20 protein-coding genes and 1 tRNA gene are annotated in these 16,594 nt (G+C 60.5%); 7 read left to right on the forward strand and 14 right to left on the reverse strand.

Annotated elements, in window-relative coordinates; genetic code table 11:
- The first annotated feature begins 122 nt into the window (after positions 1–122).
- Positions 123–2,279 (forward strand): diguanylate cyclase domain-containing protein, encoded by a 2,157-nt coding sequence (locus ASD50_RS00830; RefSeq protein WP_056234391.1) that lies wholly within the window; start codon positions 123–125, stop codon positions 2,277–2,279.
- A 27-nt stretch (positions 2,280–2,306) separates the two neighbouring features.
- On the opposite strand, the gene ASD50_RS00835 is transcribed toward ASD50_RS00830, so the two are convergent.
- From ASD50_RS00835 to ASD50_RS00865, 7 genes are all read right to left on the reverse strand, one after another.
- Positions 2,307–3,185 (reverse strand): 3-hydroxybutyryl-CoA dehydrogenase, encoded by an 879-nt coding sequence (locus ASD50_RS00835; protein WP_056234393.1) that lies wholly within the window; start codon positions 3,183–3,185, stop codon positions 2,307–2,309.
- 103 nt (positions 3,186–3,288) lie between these two features.
- Entirely contained in the window at positions 3,289–4,218 is a 930-nt protein-coding gene (locus ASD50_RS00840) for an electron transfer flavoprotein subunit alpha/FixB family protein (RefSeq protein ID WP_056234397.1), read from the reverse strand.
- 27 nt (positions 4,219–4,245) lie between these two features.
- Positions 4,246–4,995, reverse strand: coding sequence for an electron transfer flavoprotein subunit beta/FixA family protein (locus ASD50_RS00845; protein ID WP_056234401.1), 750 nt, complete (start codon positions 4,993–4,995; stop codon positions 4,246–4,248).
- A gap of 208 nt (positions 4,996–5,203) precedes the next feature.
- Positions 5,204–5,974, reverse strand: coding sequence for a rhomboid family intramembrane serine protease (locus ASD50_RS00850; RefSeq protein ID WP_056234404.1), 771 nt, complete (start codon positions 5,972–5,974; stop codon positions 5,204–5,206).
- Between the two features lie 28 nt (positions 5,975–6,002).
- Positions 6,003–6,584, reverse strand: a complete 582-nt coding sequence (locus ASD50_RS00855) for a cob(I)yrinic acid a,c-diamide adenosyltransferase (RefSeq protein WP_056234407.1) — start codon at positions 6,582–6,584, stop codon at positions 6,003–6,005.
- Positions 6,585–6,615: 31 nt separating this feature from the next.
- Positions 6,616–6,807 carry a twin transmembrane helix small protein gene (locus tag ASD50_RS00860; protein ID WP_056234411.1) on the reverse strand — a complete coding sequence of 64 codons (192 nt, stop codon included), beginning with the start codon at positions 6,805–6,807 and terminating at the stop codon, positions 6,616–6,618.
- Positions 6,808–6,829: 22 nt separating this feature from the next.
- Positions 6,830–7,699 (reverse strand): SDR family oxidoreductase, encoded by an 870-nt coding sequence (locus tag ASD50_RS00865; protein ID WP_413813858.1) that lies wholly within the window; start codon positions 7,697–7,699, stop codon positions 6,830–6,832.
- Positions 7,700–7,744: 45 nt separating this feature from the next.
- On the opposite strand from ASD50_RS00865, the gene ASD50_RS00870 reads away from it, so the two are divergent.
- Positions 7,745–8,599, forward strand: coding sequence for a YihY/virulence factor BrkB family protein (locus tag ASD50_RS00870; protein WP_056234419.1), 855 nt, complete (start codon positions 7,745–7,747; stop codon positions 8,597–8,599).
- Here ASD50_RS00870 and ASD50_RS00875 read toward each other — a convergent pair.
- On the reverse strand, positions 8,566–9,456 hold the full coding sequence (locus ASD50_RS00875; protein WP_056234424.1) for a DMT family transporter: 891 nt from the start codon (positions 9,454–9,456) through the stop codon (positions 8,566–8,568). The two genes, ASD50_RS00870 and ASD50_RS00875, sit on opposite strands and share 34 nt — an antisense overlap.
- 270 nt (positions 9,457–9,726) lie before the next feature.
- Here ASD50_RS00875 and ASD50_RS00880 point away from each other — a divergent pair, with 270 nt between their 5' ends.
- Positions 9,727–10,011, forward strand: a complete 285-nt coding sequence (locus tag ASD50_RS00880; protein WP_056234751.1) for a hypothetical protein — start codon at positions 9,727–9,729, stop codon at positions 10,009–10,011.
- On the opposite strand, the gene gluQRS is transcribed toward ASD50_RS00880, so the two are convergent.
- Positions 9,986–10,891 carry a tRNA glutamyl-Q(34) synthetase GluQRS gene (gene gluQRS, locus ASD50_RS00885; protein WP_056234427.1) on the reverse strand — a complete coding sequence of 302 codons (906 nt, stop codon included), beginning with the start codon at positions 10,889–10,891 and terminating at the stop codon, positions 9,986–9,988. The genes ASD50_RS00880 and gluQRS overlap by 26 nt on opposite strands.
- A 72-nt stretch (positions 10,892–10,963) precedes the next feature.
- Here gluQRS and ASD50_RS00890 point away from each other — a divergent pair, with 72 nt between their 5' ends.
- Both ASD50_RS00890 and ASD50_RS00895 read left to right on the forward strand, forming a co-directional pair.
- Positions 10,964–11,605, forward strand: coding sequence for a DNA-3-methyladenine glycosylase family protein (locus ASD50_RS00890; RefSeq protein ID WP_056234430.1), 642 nt, complete (start codon positions 10,964–10,966; stop codon positions 11,603–11,605).
- Positions 11,606–11,731: 126 nt separating this feature from the next.
- A complete protein-coding gene (locus ASD50_RS00895) occupies positions 11,732–12,289 on the forward strand; it encodes an HNH endonuclease (protein WP_056234434.1) in 558 nt (185 codons plus the stop codon).
- Between the two features lie 19 nt (positions 12,290–12,308).
- Here ASD50_RS00895 and ASD50_RS00900 read toward each other — a convergent pair whose 3' ends face one another.
- Positions 12,309–12,827, reverse strand: a complete 519-nt coding sequence (locus tag ASD50_RS00900) for a disulfide bond formation protein B (RefSeq protein ID WP_056234754.1) — start codon at positions 12,825–12,827, stop codon at positions 12,309–12,311.
- Positions 12,828–12,854: 27 nt separating this feature from the next.
- Complete coding sequence (locus ASD50_RS00905) at positions 12,855–13,442, reverse strand: YqaA family protein (protein WP_056234437.1); 588 nt, start codon at positions 13,440–13,442, stop codon at positions 12,855–12,857.
- A gap of 176 nt (positions 13,443–13,618) precedes the next feature.
- Between ASD50_RS00905 and ASD50_RS00910 the strand changes: the two genes are divergently transcribed.
- Together ASD50_RS00910 and ASD50_RS00915 are read left to right on the forward strand one after the other, a co-directional pair.
- Positions 13,619–13,703 (forward strand) — tRNA-Leu (locus ASD50_RS00910).
- A 519-nt stretch (positions 13,704–14,222) separates the two neighbouring features.
- A complete protein-coding gene (locus ASD50_RS00915; RefSeq protein ID WP_056234440.1) occupies positions 14,223–14,525 on the forward strand; it encodes a hypothetical protein in 303 nt (100 codons plus the stop codon).
- A gap of 83 nt (positions 14,526–14,608) precedes the next feature.
- Here the strand turns inward: ASD50_RS00915 and ASD50_RS00920 are convergent, their stop codons facing one another.
- Genes ASD50_RS00920 through ASD50_RS00930 form a run of 3 tightly spaced genes read right to left on the reverse strand, consistent with a single transcriptional unit; the run spans position 14,609 to position 16,594 of the window.
- A complete protein-coding gene (locus ASD50_RS00920) occupies positions 14,609–15,256 on the reverse strand; it encodes a CDP-alcohol phosphatidyltransferase family protein (RefSeq protein WP_056234443.1) in 648 nt (215 codons plus the stop codon).
- Positions 15,243–15,647, reverse strand: a complete 405-nt coding sequence (locus ASD50_RS00925; RefSeq protein ID WP_200952362.1) for a hypothetical protein — start codon at positions 15,645–15,647, stop codon at positions 15,243–15,245. Before ASD50_RS00925 ends, ASD50_RS00920 begins: the two co-directional genes overlap by 14 nt.
- Positions 15,644–16,594, reverse strand: a complete 951-nt coding sequence (locus ASD50_RS00930) for a phosphatidate cytidylyltransferase (RefSeq protein ID WP_056234448.1) — start codon at positions 16,592–16,594, stop codon at positions 15,644–15,646. Before ASD50_RS00930 ends, ASD50_RS00925 begins: the two co-directional genes overlap by 4 nt.

The following is a 16,594-nucleotide window of genomic DNA, read 5'->3' on the forward strand; positions in this document are numbered from 1 at the left end:
TTCGCTGACAATTCGGGGTTCTTGTGCTTTTTTTGGGGTTGAAGCCTTTTACATCGGGCAATTGGAGACGGACTGCTCTTCTTGCCGGTGGCTTCTTTGTAACGGGAGCAGCATCAATCCTGTTGTCGCGCCTGGGCGATGGCATAGCCGGCCTGTGGCTGCCGAACGCCTTCGCATTTGCCATGTTGGCGCGCCAGAAATGCACCATTTCCATTCATGACGCCGCCGTCCTGGTCCTGACCTCGCTGACGGTCAACATGGCCTTCGGATCAAGCCTGGAAATGGCGGCGCTCTACGCTGCGGCCAATCTGTGCCATATCGCCATCGCGATCCATCTCACCCGAAGGCTCGTCGGGAAGATTCGCCCTGAGAAGCTGGGCGCGCGCGATTTCGGCCTTGTACTGGGGACCGCTGGAGGAATTGCACCCCTGGTGGCAGGCTTTGCCTTTGCCGCCGTGACATTCTTTCTGAACGGGTGGCCTGTCACACCGACAGGCTGGGCCTGGTTTTCAGCCAACGCCTTGGGATTCGCGATTTTCCTTCCCGCAATGGCCTTCGCCACGCGAACCAAGCTTACCGCATTGCTCGATGTCGGCGCGCTCGCACGATTGCTGGCCATTTGCGCAGGTTGCATCGCGATTACCTGCCTTTCCCTGACTTCGGGTCATTTCCTGTTCGCAATCGCGATGCTGCCGCTGATGGTGCTGACACCCCGGCTCAGTGTCTTCGAACTGGCCTTGGTCTGCTCGGCAACCGGTGGCGCCGCCGTCGTCACGGCAATGTTAGGCTACGTCCCGGATCTTGGCGAAGGCATCGAAGCGTTCAGGAACGGCTTCCAGATCGCAGTTGCCATCACCGTTTCGACGCCATTTCTCGTCGGCCTTTTCGTCCGCCAGGTCATGGACGACAAGCAACGGATCGCCGAAACCGAGACGCGTTGGAACTTCGCGCTGGCCAGCGCAAAGCAAGGCGTGTGGGACGGCAACCTGCAGGAAGGCACTACGACTTATTCCGACACATGGCTCGAGCTGCTTGGCTATCGCCGAGGCGATAAGAAGCTTGATTCTGACCTCTGGCTCAAGCTTGCCCATCCCGACGACATCGAACGCATCAAGGCGGCCGATCAGGCCCATCTGGATGGAAAGGCCCCGTACTACGAGGTCGAGTACCGCATGCGCCACAAGAGCGGCAGGTGGATTTGGGTGCTTGATCGCGGCAAGGCAGTGTCGCGCGACGCACACGGCCATGCGGTGCGCGTCATCGGCAGCATCACCGATATCACCGCGCGCAAGGAAGTCGAACTGCGCCTTGCCCAATCCGCAGCCTTGCTGGCAGACGAGAAGGAACGGCTTAGGGTAACCCTACGCTCGATCGGCGATGCAGTGATCTGCACCGATGCCATGGGTACGATAACGTTCATGAACCCTCTGGCTGAAAAGCTGACCGGTGTGGATGGCACGACTGCGCTCGGCCAGCCACTGGAAGCCGTCTATTGCACCGTGGATGAGGAGAGCAGCCACGTTCTCGACCTCGCCCGCTCAATGGCCTCCGACCGAAAGTCGGCAGACCAGAACAACCGGGCCGTTCTGGTAAGGCACGACCGCACCCGCTGCAGCGTGCGGCAGGTGGTTTCGCCAATCATCAACGAGCGCGGCGAGTTCTCTGGCTCGGTCGTTGTCTTCCAGGACTTCACCGACGCCCGCGCCTTGCAGCGGCAACTTGCCTACGCAGCAACCCACGACGCCTTGACCGGGCTGGCCAACCGTTCGTTCTTCATCCAGAAAGTGACGGAACTGGTTGCGAAGACCCGTTCCGACACGGTCGGGCACCACTTCATGTTCATCGATCTCGACCATTTCAAGCAGGTCAACGATACCGGTGGCCATGCCGCTGGCGATGCGTTGCTGAAGCGTGTCGCAGCCATCATTCGCAATGGCTTCGGACCTGCCGACCTCGTTGCCAGGCTCGGCGGCGACGAGTTCGCGGTGGTCTTGCAGACGGGTTCAGCCGAGGCGGCGCAAGAGGCGGCAAGGGCCATCGTCACGGCCATCGCGGCATTGCAGTTCGAATGGAATGGCCGCACGCACTCCATCGGCACCAGCATCGGCGTCACTCCGATCGATGCCGGCTGCGCTGAAGTGGATGAGATCATCGCGCGGGCGGACATGGCCTGCTACGCGGCCAAGGCGGCTGGCCGAGGCTGCGTCTTCGTGGCGGCATCGCCAAAGACGTCAACAGAAGTCGAAACGAATTCGTTCAACGCCGCCAAGGCATCCTGATTTGAAGCACCCGGCTTGCGTCGCCGCTCAGCGCGTCGGAACCGGGGTCTCGCCGCGGTAGTCGTAGAAGCCGCGGCCCGTCTTGCGGCCAAGCCAGCCTGCCTCGACATATTTCACCAGCAGCGGGCATGGGCGGTACTTCGAGTCCGACAGCCCGTCATGCAGCACCTGCATGATCGACAGGCAGGTGTCGAGACCGATGAAGTCGGCAAGCTGCAGCGGCCCCATCGGGTGGTTGGCCCCAAGCTTCATCGCCGTATCGATTGCCTCGACCGTGCCGACGCCCTCATAGAGCGTGTAGATCGCCTCGTTGATCATCGGCAACAGGATGCGGTTGACGATGAAGGCCGGGAAATCTTCGGAGACTGTGATCGTCTTTTCGAGTTGCTTGACGTAGGTCTTGGCCACGTCGAAGGTCTGGTCGTCGGTCGCGATGCCGCGCACCAATTCGACCAGCTTCATCACCGGCACCGGGTTCATGAAATGTATGCCGATGAAGCGCTCCGGCCGATCGGTCTGCGCCGCCAAACGGGTGATCGAGATCGATGAGGTGTTGGTCGCGAGAATGGCGGTGGGGTTAAGCTGCGGGCAAAGCTGCGCGTAAATCTTGCGCTTGATGGCCTCGTCTTCCGTAGCCGCCTCGATGACGAGGTCGGCGGCAGCAAGGTCGGACATGGCGGGCGCGGCGGAAATGTGCTCCACCGCTGCCTTGCGCGCCTTCTCTTCGAGCTTGCCGGACGCCACTTGCCGGGCCAGGTTGCCGTTGATCGTGGCAAGGCCTTTTTCGATGCGTTCGGATGAGACGTCGTAAACCAGCACCTTGTAGCCAGCCAGCGCCGAAACATGGGCGATGCCGCCACCCATCTGGCCTGCTCCGACGATACCGATCGTACCGATCTTGCTCATTTGACAATCCCGTCCGCCTGCTTTTGTGCAGCGCAAACTAAAAGGGCGAGGCGACTTAGTCTACCCCGCCCTCCGACTATTTAATACGCTTAGCGAAACAGCGTCAAAGCGCCTTTTCAAGCTCCGGCAGGATGGTGAACAGGTCGCCGACGATGCCGTAGTCGGCCACTTGGAAGATCGGCGCTTCCTCGTCCTTGTTGATGGCGACGATGACCTTGGAGTCCTTCATCCCGGCAAGGTGCTGGATGGCGCCGGAGATGCCGCAGGCGATGTAGAGGTCCGGTGCCACGACCTTACCGGTCTGGCCAACCTGCCAGTCGTTCGGCGCGTAGCCGGCGTCGACTGCGGCGCGGCTGGCGCCAACGGCGGCACCTAGCTTGTCGGCCACCGGCAGGATGACTTCCTGGAACTTCTCCGAGGAGCCGAGCGCACGTCCGCCCGAGATGATGATCTTGGCAGAGGTGAGTTCGGGGCGGTCGCTTTCCGACAGCTTGTTTTCGACAAAGGTCGACAGGCCCGGATTGGCGGCTGCCTTGATAGCCTCGACCGGGACGGTGCCCCCTTCAGGCGTTGCCTGGAAGGAGGCCGTGCGAACCGTGACCACCTTCTTGGCATCGCCGGACTGCACGGTCTGGATGGCGTTGCCGGCATAGATCGGCCGCTTGAAGGTATCGGACGAGACGACTTCGATGATTTCGGAAACCTGCGCCACGTCCAGCAGTGCGGCAACGCGAGGCGACACGTTCTTGCCGGTCGAAGTGGCTGCCGCAATGATGGTGTCATAGGAGCCGGCCAGCGAAACGACCAGCGCTGCCAGCGGTTCGGCGAGACGCTCGGCCAGTTCGTCGGCCTCGGCCAGCAGGACCTTGCGCACGCCCTTCAGCTTCGATGCCGCATCGGCAGCGCCCTTGGCGCCCTTGCCTGCCACCAGAACGTCAACGTCGGAGCCGATTTTCAGGGCTGCCGACAGCGCCTTGGCGGTCTGGTCCGAGAGGCTTGCATTGTCGTGTTCGGCGATGAGGAGAATTGCCATATTTCTAACCCTTTCCCTGTCCGAACCTTAAAGCACGCCGGCTTCGTTCTTGAGTTTGTCGACCAGTTCCGCCACCGTCTTGACCTTCACGCCAGCCTTGCGGCCACCCGGTTCCTCGGTCTTGATGACCTTTAGCCGCGGCTTCACGTCGGCACCGAAATCGGCAGGCGCCTTCTCGTCCAGCGGCTTCTTCTTCGCCTTCATGATGTTGGGCAGCGATGCATAGCGCGGCTGGTTCAGGCGCAGGTCGACGGTGACGATTGCCGGCATCTTCAGCTCGACCGTCTGCAGGCCGCCATCGACCTCGCGCGTCACCTTGGCCTTGTCGCCGGCAAGTTCAACCTTGGAAGCGAATGTGCCTTGCGCCCAGCCAAGCAGCGCCGCCAGCATCTGGCCGGTCTGGTTGCTGTCGTCGTCGATCGCCTGCTTGCCGAGAATGACGAGACCCGGCTGTTCGGCATCCACGACGCCCTTCAGCACCTTGGCGACGCCAAGCGGCTCGACCGCCTCGTCGGTCTTGACCAGGATCGCGCGGTCGGCACCCATCGCAAGCGCGGTGCGCAGTGTTTCCTGGGCCTGCTGCGGCCCAACCGAAACCACCACGATCTCCTCGACCTTGCCGGCTTCCTTGAGACGGATCGCCTCTTCGACGGCAATCTCGTCAAACGGGTTCATCGCCATCTTCACATTGGCAAGCTCGACGGCAGAACCGTCCGCCTTCACCCGAACTTTCACATTCGCATCTACAACCCGTTTTACAGGGACGAGAACCTTCATCTCTTTTCACCTCTTGCGATGTTTCGGGTGCGCTATAGCAGCGCTTGCCCCTTCAGAGTTGTCGAATGCCGACATTTTCGCACAGAATTATGGTCTTCCACGGCCTGTTTGGTGGCGGGAAGGCTTCCGCAGGCGCGCGGAACCTAGTTGCGGGCTCCCGGAAGGTCAATATCCGTAAACGCGGGCTAATCGGTTGAATCGCTTTGTACTAGTGTCGTCCCCATCGTGGCGCAGGCTGCGCCTCGATTGGCTCGACGGCGCTCTTCTGCTCTACCTTCACCGAACGCGGCGTTACCACTTCCCTGTCCAGCAGCGGCACATCGCGGCGCTTCAGCAAGACGACGAGCAGCGCGCCTGAGATGATGCCGCCGATATGACAAGCCCACGAGACCTGGTCCTCGCCGCCTGCGGCAAACATGAAGAATTGCAGCCCGATCCAGAACACCAGCACGATGTAGGCCGGAATGCGCAGCGGAATACGGCCAAAGGCGAGGATCCATATCTTCACCCTTGGATGCAGGATCAGATAGGCAGCCACGACGCCTGCGATCGCGCCAGAAGCGCCGATCAGCGGCGCTTGCGATTCGGGGGCAACCATGCCGTGGAACAATGCCCCGCCTGCCGCGCACAGGAGATAAAAGATCAGATAGCGGACATGGCCGAGCGCATCCTCGACATTGTCGCCGAACACCCAAAGGAACAGCATGTTGCCGCCGAGATGGAAAATATCGGCATGCAGGAACGCATAGGTGATGTAGCTGAAATCTTCCGGAATGATCACGAACTGCGGCGAAAGCTCCGCCGTGTTGTGCACCACGGATGGAATGAAACCGAGGCCAAGCACGGCGGCATTGGAAAATGCCTCGCCGCCAAGCGCCGTCATGAAATAGCCGATGACATTTGCCGCGATCAGCCCGATCGTGACATATTGCAGCTTGATGTAGTGCAGGCTGTTGGAATCATGAAGCGGAATGAACATCTTGCCCCTCCGCTATCCGTTGGAGAATTCAGCGGTTCTTGCCTGGAACCCATAGCACATCGGCGTTTCCATTGTCATTGACCGCTCGCGCGGCCACGAACAGCAGGTCGGAAACGCGATTGATGTACTTGATGCCTTCGGCATTGACGTGCTCGTTTTCATCCTGCGCCAGCGCAACCATCGCCCGTTCGGCGCGGCGCGCCACCGTGCGCGCCAGGTGAAGGGCAGCCGCAGCAGGTGTGCCGCCGTTCAGCACGAAAGAGCGCAACGGCGACAGGTTCTTGTTGATGAGGTCGATGTCCTGTTCGATGCGCGCGACCTGGGACGCAATGATGCGCAGTGGTTCGTACTCCAGCGGCTTTCCCGTGTCCGGCGTCGACAGGTCCGCGCCAAGGTCGAACATGTCGTTCTGGATGCGGCCCAGAATTGCATCGATCTCGGGATGGCTTTCGGCTGTGTGGACGCGCGCGAGACCGATGCAGGCATTGGCCTCGTCGACGGTGCCATAAGCCTCCACGCGGGGATCGCATTTCAAGCGCCGCTCGCCGCTGCCGAGACCGGTCGTGCCCTTGTCGCCGGTGCGCGTATAAATCTTGTTCAGCTTGACCATAGGCCGCTCCCCTCGTCTCGAATATCGCCTGTTATTTGCGCGTGAAGTAGACGGCCAGCAGGATAAAGACCAGCGCCACGAACTGCAGCATCACGCGCGCCTGCATGAGCTTGTTCGACGTGTTGCTGGAGCCCCCTCGCATCATGTTGATGAGGCCTCGTATCAGCACCGCCACGACGGCGAGCATGAACGCGACGGCGAGAATATTGACAAAGGTTGCCATGGGCAAAATCCGGTTTGGTTTCTCAGGCGGTCCTGGCTAGCAAGCGATAGAGCAGCGGCGCTGGCAGGAGTCGCTTCAACAGGATACCGATTCGGGCTGGAACCGTTACCACATAGTGCGGGCGCGGGCTCCGCGACACAAGCGCATGCCGCAAGGCCCGGTACACGATTTCGGGATTTGCGCGCCGCTTGGCTGGAGCCGCCCGCAACCCCTCCAGTTGCGCGCGATAGCCTGCGCGATGAACCGAGTTTCCATAGTCCACATTCTTGAGGAACCAGGTCATCCCGTTCTTGTGGATGTTGGATGCCACGGGACCAGGCTCGATCAGTGACACATGGATGCCGCTCTCGGCCAACTCCTGCCGTAACGAAAGCATGAGGCCTTCGACCGCATATTTCGAAGCGCAGTAGGCGCCACGCAGCCCCGCAGGCATCAGCCCGAGTATTGACGAACAATGCACGAGGCGACCGTGGCCTTGAGCGCGCATGACGGGAATGACGCGGCGCGTAAGATCGTGCCAGCCGAAGAAATTGGCCTCGAACTGCTCGCGCAGCGCATCGACCGTCAGGTCTTCGACCGCACCCGCCTGGGCATAGGCACCGTTGTTGTATAGCGCGTCCAGCCGTCCACCGGTTCGCTCCAGCACCGCGGCAACCAAAGCCTCGATCGAGGCTGGCTCGCGATAGTCGAGATAAAAGCTTTCAATGCCGGCGGCTTCGAGTTCAGCAAGGTCGCTTTCCTTGCGGGCTGTAGCGAAGACCCTCCATCCGTCGGCCTTCAATGCGCGGGCACAATGTGCGCCGATGCCGGATGAGGCACCGGTGACAATGATGGTGCGCAACTCATTCGGGGTCAGGATCGTTGCTCCGGCAAGGCTTGTTATTTGTCGCAAACCCTTCCCATATTCGCGACTGGGATACAATTGCAGGACGGGTCATTGTTACGGAAGATCGTAGCCCTGAAGCGGGTGCTCTATGACGCACTTGGGCACTTCAATGCCGATGATGGCTGGGCAATGGCCAGTCATCTTGCCATCACCGCCTTGATGGCGCTGTTTCCGTTCCTGATTTTCGCCACCACGCTTGCCAGTTTCCTCGGCGCGCAGGCCTTTTCCGACACTGCGGTTCACATCGTATTCGACACATGGCCCGAACAGATCGCCAAGCCGATTGCGCGCGAAGTGCTGAACGTCTTGACCGTGCAGCGCACCGACCTCTTGACCTATGGCGTCCTTCTGGCAGCGTTTTTCGCCTCGAACGGCATCGAGGCGCTACGCACCTCGCTGAACCGCGCCTATCGCGTCACTGAGAACCGCGGCATCATCTATCGCCGGGTGCAAAGCATCGGCTTCGTCCTCATCGCAACGGCCGGGTTCCTCGCCATCAGCCTGCTTCTGGTTTTCGCGCCGCTGCTGGCCCGATTGGCTGAAGCCTATATGGAATGGATCAAGCCCTACACCGGCACCATCACGTTGTGGCGCTACATCATCGCCTCGTCAGTTATCGTCGGTGGCCTGATTGCGGTCCACTTCTGGCTGCCTGCCGGAAAGCGCAGCTTCGTCTCGATCATCCCTGGCATCATCTTCACGCTGGTCGCGTGGCTTATCGGCTCGACGGTATTCGCCACCTATCTCGACCATTTCTCATCCTACGTCACGACTTATGCCGGCCTGGCCTCGATCATGATCGCGGTCGTCTTCCTCTATATAGTCTCGGCGATCTTCATCCTCGGCGGTGAATTGAACGCCGCGATCAGCCGCTATCTCGAAGCCCGCGCCCGCGTCGGCACCTGAGCCGTCGCCAGCCCCACGCCGAATGTCGTGATCGCCATGCCGACGATCTGGATGAAATTGAGTTGTTCGCCAAACAACGCCCAGGCCATGACAGCAGTCACCGCGGGCACGAGGTAGAACAGGGAGCCTACCTTGGACATCTCGCCGCCGCGGATCATGATCATCAAAAGGAAGATCGCGCCGATAGATAGAACCAGCACCAGCCAGGCAAGCGCGAAGATGAGGTCCCCGTTGATGACGACCTCCCGCGTTTCGAGCAGGAAGGCGGCCGGCACGACGATGATGGCGCCGCCGACATATTGCCAGAACGTTCCGGTGACCAGATCGCCGCTCGAGCCGGAATGCTTCTGCCAAACCGTGCCCGCGCTCATGCCGACGACGGAGATCAGCGAGGCCAGAAGCGTTTCGAACGTAATACCGCTGCCCAGCGCGCCCAGCTTCGGCCACAGCACGATGACAACGCCGACGAAGCCTATCGCCAGCCCCAGCCAATGGCGCGGCAAGATCTTCTCACCCAGCACCTTGCCGGCCATCACCGCGGTGATCAGCGGCTGCAACCCGACGATCAAGGCGGAAAGACCTGCGGGCATTCCGCGATGGATCGCCCAGAACACGCCGCCGAGATAGACCCCGTGCATCAACATCCCGGCGATGGCCGCGTTGAGCGCTTCCTTGCGAGATGCCTTCTTCGAGCCAAGCACCACCATCAGCAGGATAAACAGGACTGCTGCAATGACGAACCTCGTGCCGAGAAACGTGAACGGTTCCGCCCACGGCATTGCGTACCGCGCGCCGATGAATCCGGTAGCCCACAACACGACAAAGGTCGCCGGGATAAATCTCTTGATTTCATGCATGCTGATGGGTCGCCGCGCCTTGGTGAAATTTTTCCTAATGCGCTCGCTCTAATGCCGTGATCGCGTTCAAGCAAAAGGAAACGGCTGAATCATATACTAAGCCTAATTGAATGGCCGGCGGCCTCAGACCGGCGCCAGCAGCGCATGCTCCGTCCAATTCAAACAGCTCACTAGCCGGAACATGGGCAAATTCAAGACTCTGGAGCGCGATAGGCGAACCGGAATTCTCCGCCAAATCTGTCGCGCGCTGAACTCTTGAAGGGAACGGCCATGTGGGACATGGATATGGGCGGGTTGGCGATCGGCCTCACGGTCGTCGCCGCGATAGCATTCTTGTCGGGTACGGTGCTCGACGCGGTTGTGAAAGAAAACGGATTCGGTCCAACCGGCAACGCCTTGCTCGTCACGGCCGGTTTCGTCACCGCCGTCTATCTGGCCAATCGCCAGGGGCTCATCTTTGCCGACCTGAAACTTGCGACTGCCTACGGCCTCGGCGGCGGCTTCGCGCTGTTCGCGGCGCTGGCGCTGATCAAGGCGGGACTGGCGCGCCGCTAGAATTGAAGCCGGCAAGGCGTTTCGCCTCAGCCGGCGTAATCCCCGCTTGCCGAAGATCGGCAAGACCCGTGTCCTGTTGGCTTTTCGACAGCTTGCGCCCATCCGGCCCCAGCACAAGACGGTGGTGGAAATAATGTGGCTGCGGCAATCCCAGCAATTCCTGCAACAGGCGCTGGATACCGGTGGCAAAATAAAGATCCATGCCGCGCACGACATGGCTGATCCCTTGCAAGGCATCGTCGACCACGACCGACAAATGGTAGCTGGTCGGGATTTCGCGCCGCGCCAAAATGACATCGCCCCAGGCTTGCGGCTGGGCGTCGACCACCCGTATCTCCGACAGGGCTTCGTTTGAGTATTCCGCCCATGTCAAAGACCGGCCAATTCGCGCGACCGCAGCCTCCACATCGAGACGCCATGCGAAAGGCATGCCATCGGCAAGGCGCTTGCGGCGCTCCTTCGGGCTGAGCGTCTTGTCGAGAGCCGGATAGAGCGGCACGCCGTCAGGGTCACGCGGCCATTTGCGGTCACCACCTTCGCTCGCGGCGATGAACGCACGGATTTCACCACGGCTCATGAAAGCCGGATAGACAAGCTCCTCTTTAATCAGCCGCGAAAGCGCCTGCTCATACTCGGCGAAATGTTCCGATTGACGCCGGACTTCGCCGTCCCACTCCACACCCAGCCAATGCAGATCCTCATAGATGCCTGCCTCGAAGGCGGGCGTGCAACGGGTCGTGTCGATGTCCTCGATACGCAACAGCATGCGCCCGCCATTTGTCTTCGCCAACGCATGATTGAGCAGCGCCGAATAGGCATGGCCCAGATGCAACCGGCCATTCGGGCTCGGAGCGAAGCGAAATGTCGGCAGTGTGAGCAAGCAAGTTGTTTTCGGGTTGTGTGGCGCTTGCGCCGATTGCTACCTTGGCGAGGCCCGCGACACAAGAAAGCCATGCAGCGCATAGAAACACTCGACCACATTGCCCTTGGGCTCGATGCGCTTTGCAGTCTTGATCCAAGATTGGAAAAAGTGCGCAGCATCGCCGGCGAGGTGCCACTGCGCCTATCCGAGCCGGGCTTCAGGAGCCTTGCCTCCATCGTCATTTCCCAGCAGGTTTCGCGCGCTAGCGCAGATGCCATTTTCGGCAGGCTGGTAAATCTGCTCGATCCATTGACGCCGCAAGCCGTTCTTGCTGCCGCAGAACAGGTGTTTCGCGAAGCAGGCCTGTCACGGCCCAAGCAGCGCGGTCTGCTCGCCGTCGCGCAAGCGGTGGAAGACGGCCTCGACCTGCACCACCTTTGCTCGCTCGACGCTACTGAGGCACTTCGCCTTTTGACGGCGGTGCCCGGCATCGGCCCATGGACAGCCGAGTGCTACTTGCTCTTCGCAGCAGGCCATCCCGACATCTTCCCTGCCCGCGATGTTGCCCTGCAAAGCGCGGTTGGCCACGCGCTGGAAATCAGCCCGCGCCCCGGTGAAAAAGCGCTGATCAAATTGGCCGAATCATGGAGCCCGTGGCGGGGCGTCGCGTCGCGGCTTTTCTGGGCTTACTACCGCGAAACCAGGGGCCGGGACGCCGCGCCACCCGCCTGACCGCAAAAAAGCGCTGAAATCATGCAGATTTGAGGGGTCGCACAGCGGACAATCCGCTTCACATCCCTGTCATGTCGGGCTTACAGTATCCGTGCCGTTGATGCTTGGGCGAAGGAGGCCAGAAACGTGACGGTTGGCGTATCTCCGGATGGGCTGCCTGCACTGGTGCTGAACGCGGACTACCGCCCGCTCAGCTATTACCCCTTGTCGCTCTGGTCTTGGCAGGACGCCATCAAGGCGGTGTTCCTCGACCGGGTCAACATCGTGGCCGAGTACGAGCACGCCGTCTCCTCGCCGACATTCTCGATGAAGCTTCCAAGCGTGGTCAGCCTCAAGACCTATGTAAAGCCTTCGCGCTATCCGGCTTTCACCCGTTTCAACGTCTTCCTGCGCGATCATTTCCGCTGCCAGTATTGCGGCACGCCGGAGGACTTAACCTTCGACCACGTCATCCCACGTCGTTGCGGCGGCGCGACGACGTGGGATAATGTGGTTGCCGCTTGCTCGCCCTGCAATCTGCGCAAGGGGGGCCTTCTGCCCGCAAAGGCCAAGATGTGGCCGCTGCAGAAGCCGTACCAACCTACCGTACAAGATCTCCACAACAACGGCCGTTCGTTCCCGCCCAACCACCTGCATGAAAGCTGGATGGACTATCTTTATTGGGACGTCGAACTGGAGCCTTGATCCCGGTTTTCCGGATTGCTCAGCGGCGCGACAGCGCTCCGCGAAACGCGACTGCCGCAAGGACCAGGCTGGCAATGGCGTTCCAGCCAGCCAGCGACAGGCCAAGGATGCGCAGCGCCGCCTTGTCGCAGGATGGCGGCACGAACTTGTCTAGCGCATCGAGCACGCCGTTGCCGCCGGTATCGACCGGACCAGCCACATTCGTGCAATCGGTAGGACCCGGCCACCAGGCCCATTCGACCCCGGAATGATAGATGCCGAGATAGAGACCGTAGGCCATCAAAAGGCCGACGATGATCAACAGCACGCGGGTCGTCCAGGCCGGCAACTTGATCAAAGAGGCCAACACGGCAAGCACCATCAAGGGAATGCCGACATAGTAGGGCATGCGCTGCTCGTAGCAGAGCTTGCAGGGGATGTAGCCGCCTATGTACTGAAAGCCGAGCGCCGAGCCGACGGTCACGGCCATGGCGACGCCAAGAAAAAGCGCCGTGCGCATCGGCCGGCGTCGGGTGTCGGGAACTGTAGTGTCGGTCATCTTGTCGGCCTTTGTAGTTTGCAACCGTCAATGGGCATATCTGACCAGCGCATAAAGCAAAATCAGGGCGGCGGCGGCGGCGGCGGCAATAGTGCCGAGCCGCTTTTCGATAAACTCGCGGATCGGCTCGCCATACTTGCGCAACAGCCAGGCCAGGAACAGGAAGCGCGCGCCGCGTGCCACGATTGCCAGAATGATGAACAGCAACAGATTGACGCCGATGACGCCGGACAGGATTGTCACCACCTTGATGGGCGGCAGATGGGCCAAGCCCGAGGTCACGAGCATCAGGATGATGAAGCCGACGCCCGAAGAAGTCCGCAGCGCCTCGAACTCGTCATACTTGCCGTAGAATTCGAGCACCGGCTTGGCGAATGCATCGTAGGCGTAGTGGCCAATGAACCACCCGGCAATGCCGCCCAGGACCGAGGCAACCGTCGCGACCAGCGCATAGCGATAGGCGCGTTCAGGCCGGGACAGCGCCATCGGCAGGTAGAGCACATCGGCGGGAACCAGAAACACCGAGCTTTCGACGAAAGCGATGAAGGCAAGCCACCACTCGGCGGATTTCCTCGCCGCGAGCGACAGCGTCCAGTCGTAAAGTCCGCGAAGCATGGGTCCCCCGAATTGCGTGCCGCCTGAATAGGAAGAGATTCGTGGCGGCACAATGACCGCTCGGTCACGAAACCGACAGATGGTGTTTTGCCCCATCTTTGGAAATAGCGAACTGGGCTGTTGACGAACCCCCCTTGGGCCGTATAGTCCGCGCCCATCGTGACCTCAGGGTCCGAGCCCCTATGGCGGAATTGGTAGACGCGCTCGACTCAAAATCGAGTTCCGCAAGGAGTGCTGGTTCGATCCCGGCTAGGGGCACCAACGGACTTTACGAAGAGCCCGGTTTCCTGCCCGTCTCCAGAATTTCCTGACATTCGCGGCAGGCACACCCAGCAATCCTGGTTGCTCTAAGCCGCATCGTGAACCGCCGCCGTCGCAGCGGTGATGGGCGAAGCCGCCTCCATTAACCTTTTTGTTACCCCTTTCAACACCGCGATTGAAACCTTGATGTCATCCTGACGTTACTTTCATATCATCAACAAAATAGAAAAGTTCCATGTTCACTCAGGTAATCAAGGAGACAAATCGCCAACAAGACTAGCTTTTGCACTGATCCTGATCGGTACGGCCTATTCACACACAGACGTTTGCAGCCTCCCGGCCAGCTCGCTTTCACGCGCGCAACTTATGAATATTCTGGAAAATGGTTGTACCATACCGCTTTCGGCGAGTAATACTGCCAATGCAACAACAGGCAGATCAAACGCTCCAGGCGGAACTTCCGGCTCTACTTCTCCCGGTAGTATCAATGTTGGCATTGGAGGCGCCACCCAAAACAACATGGGAGGTTTGAACCTCGGACTTGGCGGTAACGCCGCCTCTAGGAACTCCAGTGACATCAATGCAGGTGTCGGGACAGCGGCAGCCTCGAGAAACACCGGCGGTTTGAATGTCGGCTTTGGGCGTGATGCTGCTACCAACAACACCGGAGGCATTAATGCCGACGTCGGCGGGCCAGGGGCAGGCAGCGACAACGGCAACGGGTTGGGCGTAGGCATTGGCGGGCGTGACGGTCTTGGTGTCAGCGCCAGTTCCCGTGGCATCGGCGCAAGTCTCGGCGACGCACAGATCGGCAATCCGTAGCCACTTGTCTGAACTTCAGTGCAGACGACCCAGCTCAACCGCGGTCGAGCTGGGTCGTCCTCATTTGGTGATCTTCCAAAGCACTAGGTTGCACGATTTGCTCTCAGCCATCCGATCTGCCGGTAGGCGCGGCGAAGCGCAGTCAGGCCAGCGCCAATCACGATGATCCACAAGGCGAGCATCAGGATTTCGCCGTTGCCGTTCCACAGGAACTCGACCGATGACAGCAAGGCAGCAGTCGTCAGCAAAGCCATGCGATGCTGCTTGGCCATGGGTCCTGAGAAGTCGCTCGGCGCCCCGTTCGCACGCCCAAGCTCCCGCACATAGGCGGTCAGCAGCGCGAAGGTGGCTGCTGCCCAGCCGAGAGCCGGAAAAGCGATACCATATCCAAGTCCGGCCAGGATCATCATGTCCGCAATCCGGTCTGGAAACTCGTTCCAGAACGGTCCGTCGGCCTCCGCCTTGCCGCCTTCGACGGCCACCATCCCGTCAAGCAGATTGCAAAGCAGGCGCAGCTGGCAAAAAAGTGCTGCCGCGATCATCAGCAGGCTATGCGCCCCACCGCTTACCTCCCCCGCCGTCCAGAAAGCTATGGCAGCCAGCGCCGCCATCACCATGCTGGCCTGAGAAATCGCATTCGGCGTAACCGATAGCGCTGCCATGCGTCCGGCAATCGCCCGCGCCCATCGCGTGTCCCGGCTTGCCAGCGGCCTGCGGTCACCCTCTCCCATGGCTGTCCTCTCCCCTCCGGTAAATCGCGTAGTTGTATGTCGCTGCATATGTGGTGGAAACGGCAAGCGGCACCGCAATAGTGCGCAGGATTTCCGGCGTCCCGCTCACGGCATGCAAAGCAACAAGAATTCCAGACGTCGCAAGGCACGCCATTAGTGGGGGAGCCCAAAGGCGCAAACTCCCTTTGAAAAGGCGCGACAGGGCATCGACAATGGATTTCAGGCAGAGCGTCAGGATGGCCGATATGGAGCCTTGGACCAACCCAGCCAAAAGGGGCAACGGCATCGGATGCGAATAGTTTGCGAAAACGGCCCAGCCGCCCATCGCCACGAAAGCGAACGCGACATGCACGATGCCGCTGCCGGCAAGAGCGCGCAGCCGTTCGATCACGAAGCCGACCACCAGTAGCGGATGAGGTGGAAGAAGACCGGCGCCGAGAAGACCACGGAATCCAGCCGGTCGATCAGGCCGCCGTGGCCAGCGATGAGATGCCCCCAGTCCTTCACGCCGCGATCCCGCTTGATTGCGGACATCACCAGCCCTCCGAAGAAGCCCATCATGGTGATGACGAGCGCCATCAGACCGGCCTGAACCGGCGTGAAGGGCGTGATCCACCACAGCGCGGCACCGACCAGCGTTGCGCTGGCGACACCTCCGACAAACCCTTCCACGGTCTTCGACGGCGAAAGATTGGGGGCAATCTTGGTCCGCCCGAACAGCTTGCCCCACACATATTGAAGCACGTCGCTCGACTGAACCACGATGACGAGGAAAGCTATCAGAAGCACGTTGCGGTCTTCGTAGCCGGGAATTTCCAGGGTCAGCAATGCCGGCACGTGCGAGGCACAGAAGACGCAGATCATCAGCGCCCATTGCACTTCCGCGATGCGCACCAGGAAGTGCTGCGTGTCGCCACGCACCACAGCGATGATCGGCATCAGCAGGAACGCATAGACCGGTATGAAGATCGAAAATATGCCGTAGTTTTCGGTCCACAGCAGCACGTATTGAGCCGGCAGGACGATGAAGAAGGCGGTTGCGAGCGCCCAGTGGTCGGCGCGCCGCGTATTGGTGAGCGTCACGAATTCCCGCAGTGCCGCAAACGAGCAGAAGGCAAACAGGACAAGCACGCCGATACGCCCGGCGACACAGGCGAGTGCAATGAGGATCGCCATCACCCACCACGCCTTGATACGCGCATTCAAGTTCTCGATTGCCGCGTTCGAGCCTTCCGGGGACAACTTCAACTGCAGGATGTAGCCGGCGAGCGAGGCGACGAGCAGAACGCCGGCTATGCCGAGTAGCAGAAGAAGCATATCCGACTGGGTTGCGCTCAT

It is taken from the genome of Mesorhizobium sp. Root552 (assembly GCF_001427285.1).
In the GTDB taxonomy this organism is placed as follows: domain Bacteria; phylum Pseudomonadota; class Alphaproteobacteria; order Rhizobiales; family Rhizobiaceae; genus Mesorhizobium.

Bases quoted from the DNA above. Each gene is read 5' to 3' on its own strand.
- ASD50_RS00905 (WP_056234437.1), bottom strand. From the start codon at position 13,442: ATGCTTCGCGGACTTTACGACTGGACGCTGTCGCTCGCGGCGAGGAAA.
- ASD50_RS00930 (WP_056234448.1), bottom strand. From the start codon at position 16,594: ATGAGCGCAACCCAGTCGGATATGCTTCTTCTGCTACTCGGCATAGCC.
- ASD50_RS00915 (WP_056234440.1), top strand. From the start codon at position 14,223: ATGGGAGGTTTGAACCTCGGACTTGGCGGTAACGCCGCCTCTAGGAAC.
- ASD50_RS00880 (WP_056234751.1), top strand. From the start codon at position 9,727: ATGTGGGACATGGATATGGGCGGGTTGGCGATCGGCCTCACGGTCGTC.
- ASD50_RS00850 (WP_056234404.1), bottom strand. From the start codon at position 5,974: ATGTTCATTCCGCTTCATGATTCCAACAGCCTGCACTACATCAAGCTG.
- ASD50_RS00835 (WP_056234393.1), bottom strand. From the start codon at position 3,185: ATGAGCAAGATCGGTACGATCGGTATCGTCGGAGCAGGCCAGATGGGT.
- ASD50_RS00920 (WP_056234443.1), bottom strand. From the start codon at position 15,256: ATGGGAGAGGGTGACCGCAGGCCGCTGGCAAGCCGGGACACGCGATGG.
- ASD50_RS00845 (WP_056234401.1), bottom strand. From the start codon at position 4,995: ATGAAGGTTCTCGTCCCTGTAAAACGGGTTGTAGATGCGAATGTGAAA.
- ASD50_RS00855 (WP_056234407.1), bottom strand. From the start codon at position 6,584: ATGGTCAAGCTGAACAAGATTTATACGCGCACCGGCGACAAGGGCACG.
- ASD50_RS00875 (WP_056234424.1), bottom strand. From the start codon at position 9,456: ATGCATGAAATCAAGAGATTTATCCCGGCGACCTTTGTCGTGTTGTGG.
- ASD50_RS00900 (WP_056234754.1), bottom strand. From the start codon at position 12,827: ATGACCGACACTACAGTTCCCGACACCCGACGCCGGCCGATGCGCACG.
- ASD50_RS00840 (WP_056234397.1), bottom strand. From the start codon at position 4,218: ATGGCAATTCTCCTCATCGCCGAACACGACAATGCAAGCCTCTCGGAC.
- ASD50_RS00860 (WP_056234411.1), bottom strand. From the start codon at position 6,807: ATGGCAACCTTTGTCAATATTCTCGCCGTCGCGTTCATGCTCGCCGTC.
- ASD50_RS00890 (WP_056234430.1), top strand. From the start codon at position 10,964: ATGCAGCGCATAGAAACACTCGACCACATTGCCCTTGGGCTCGATGCG.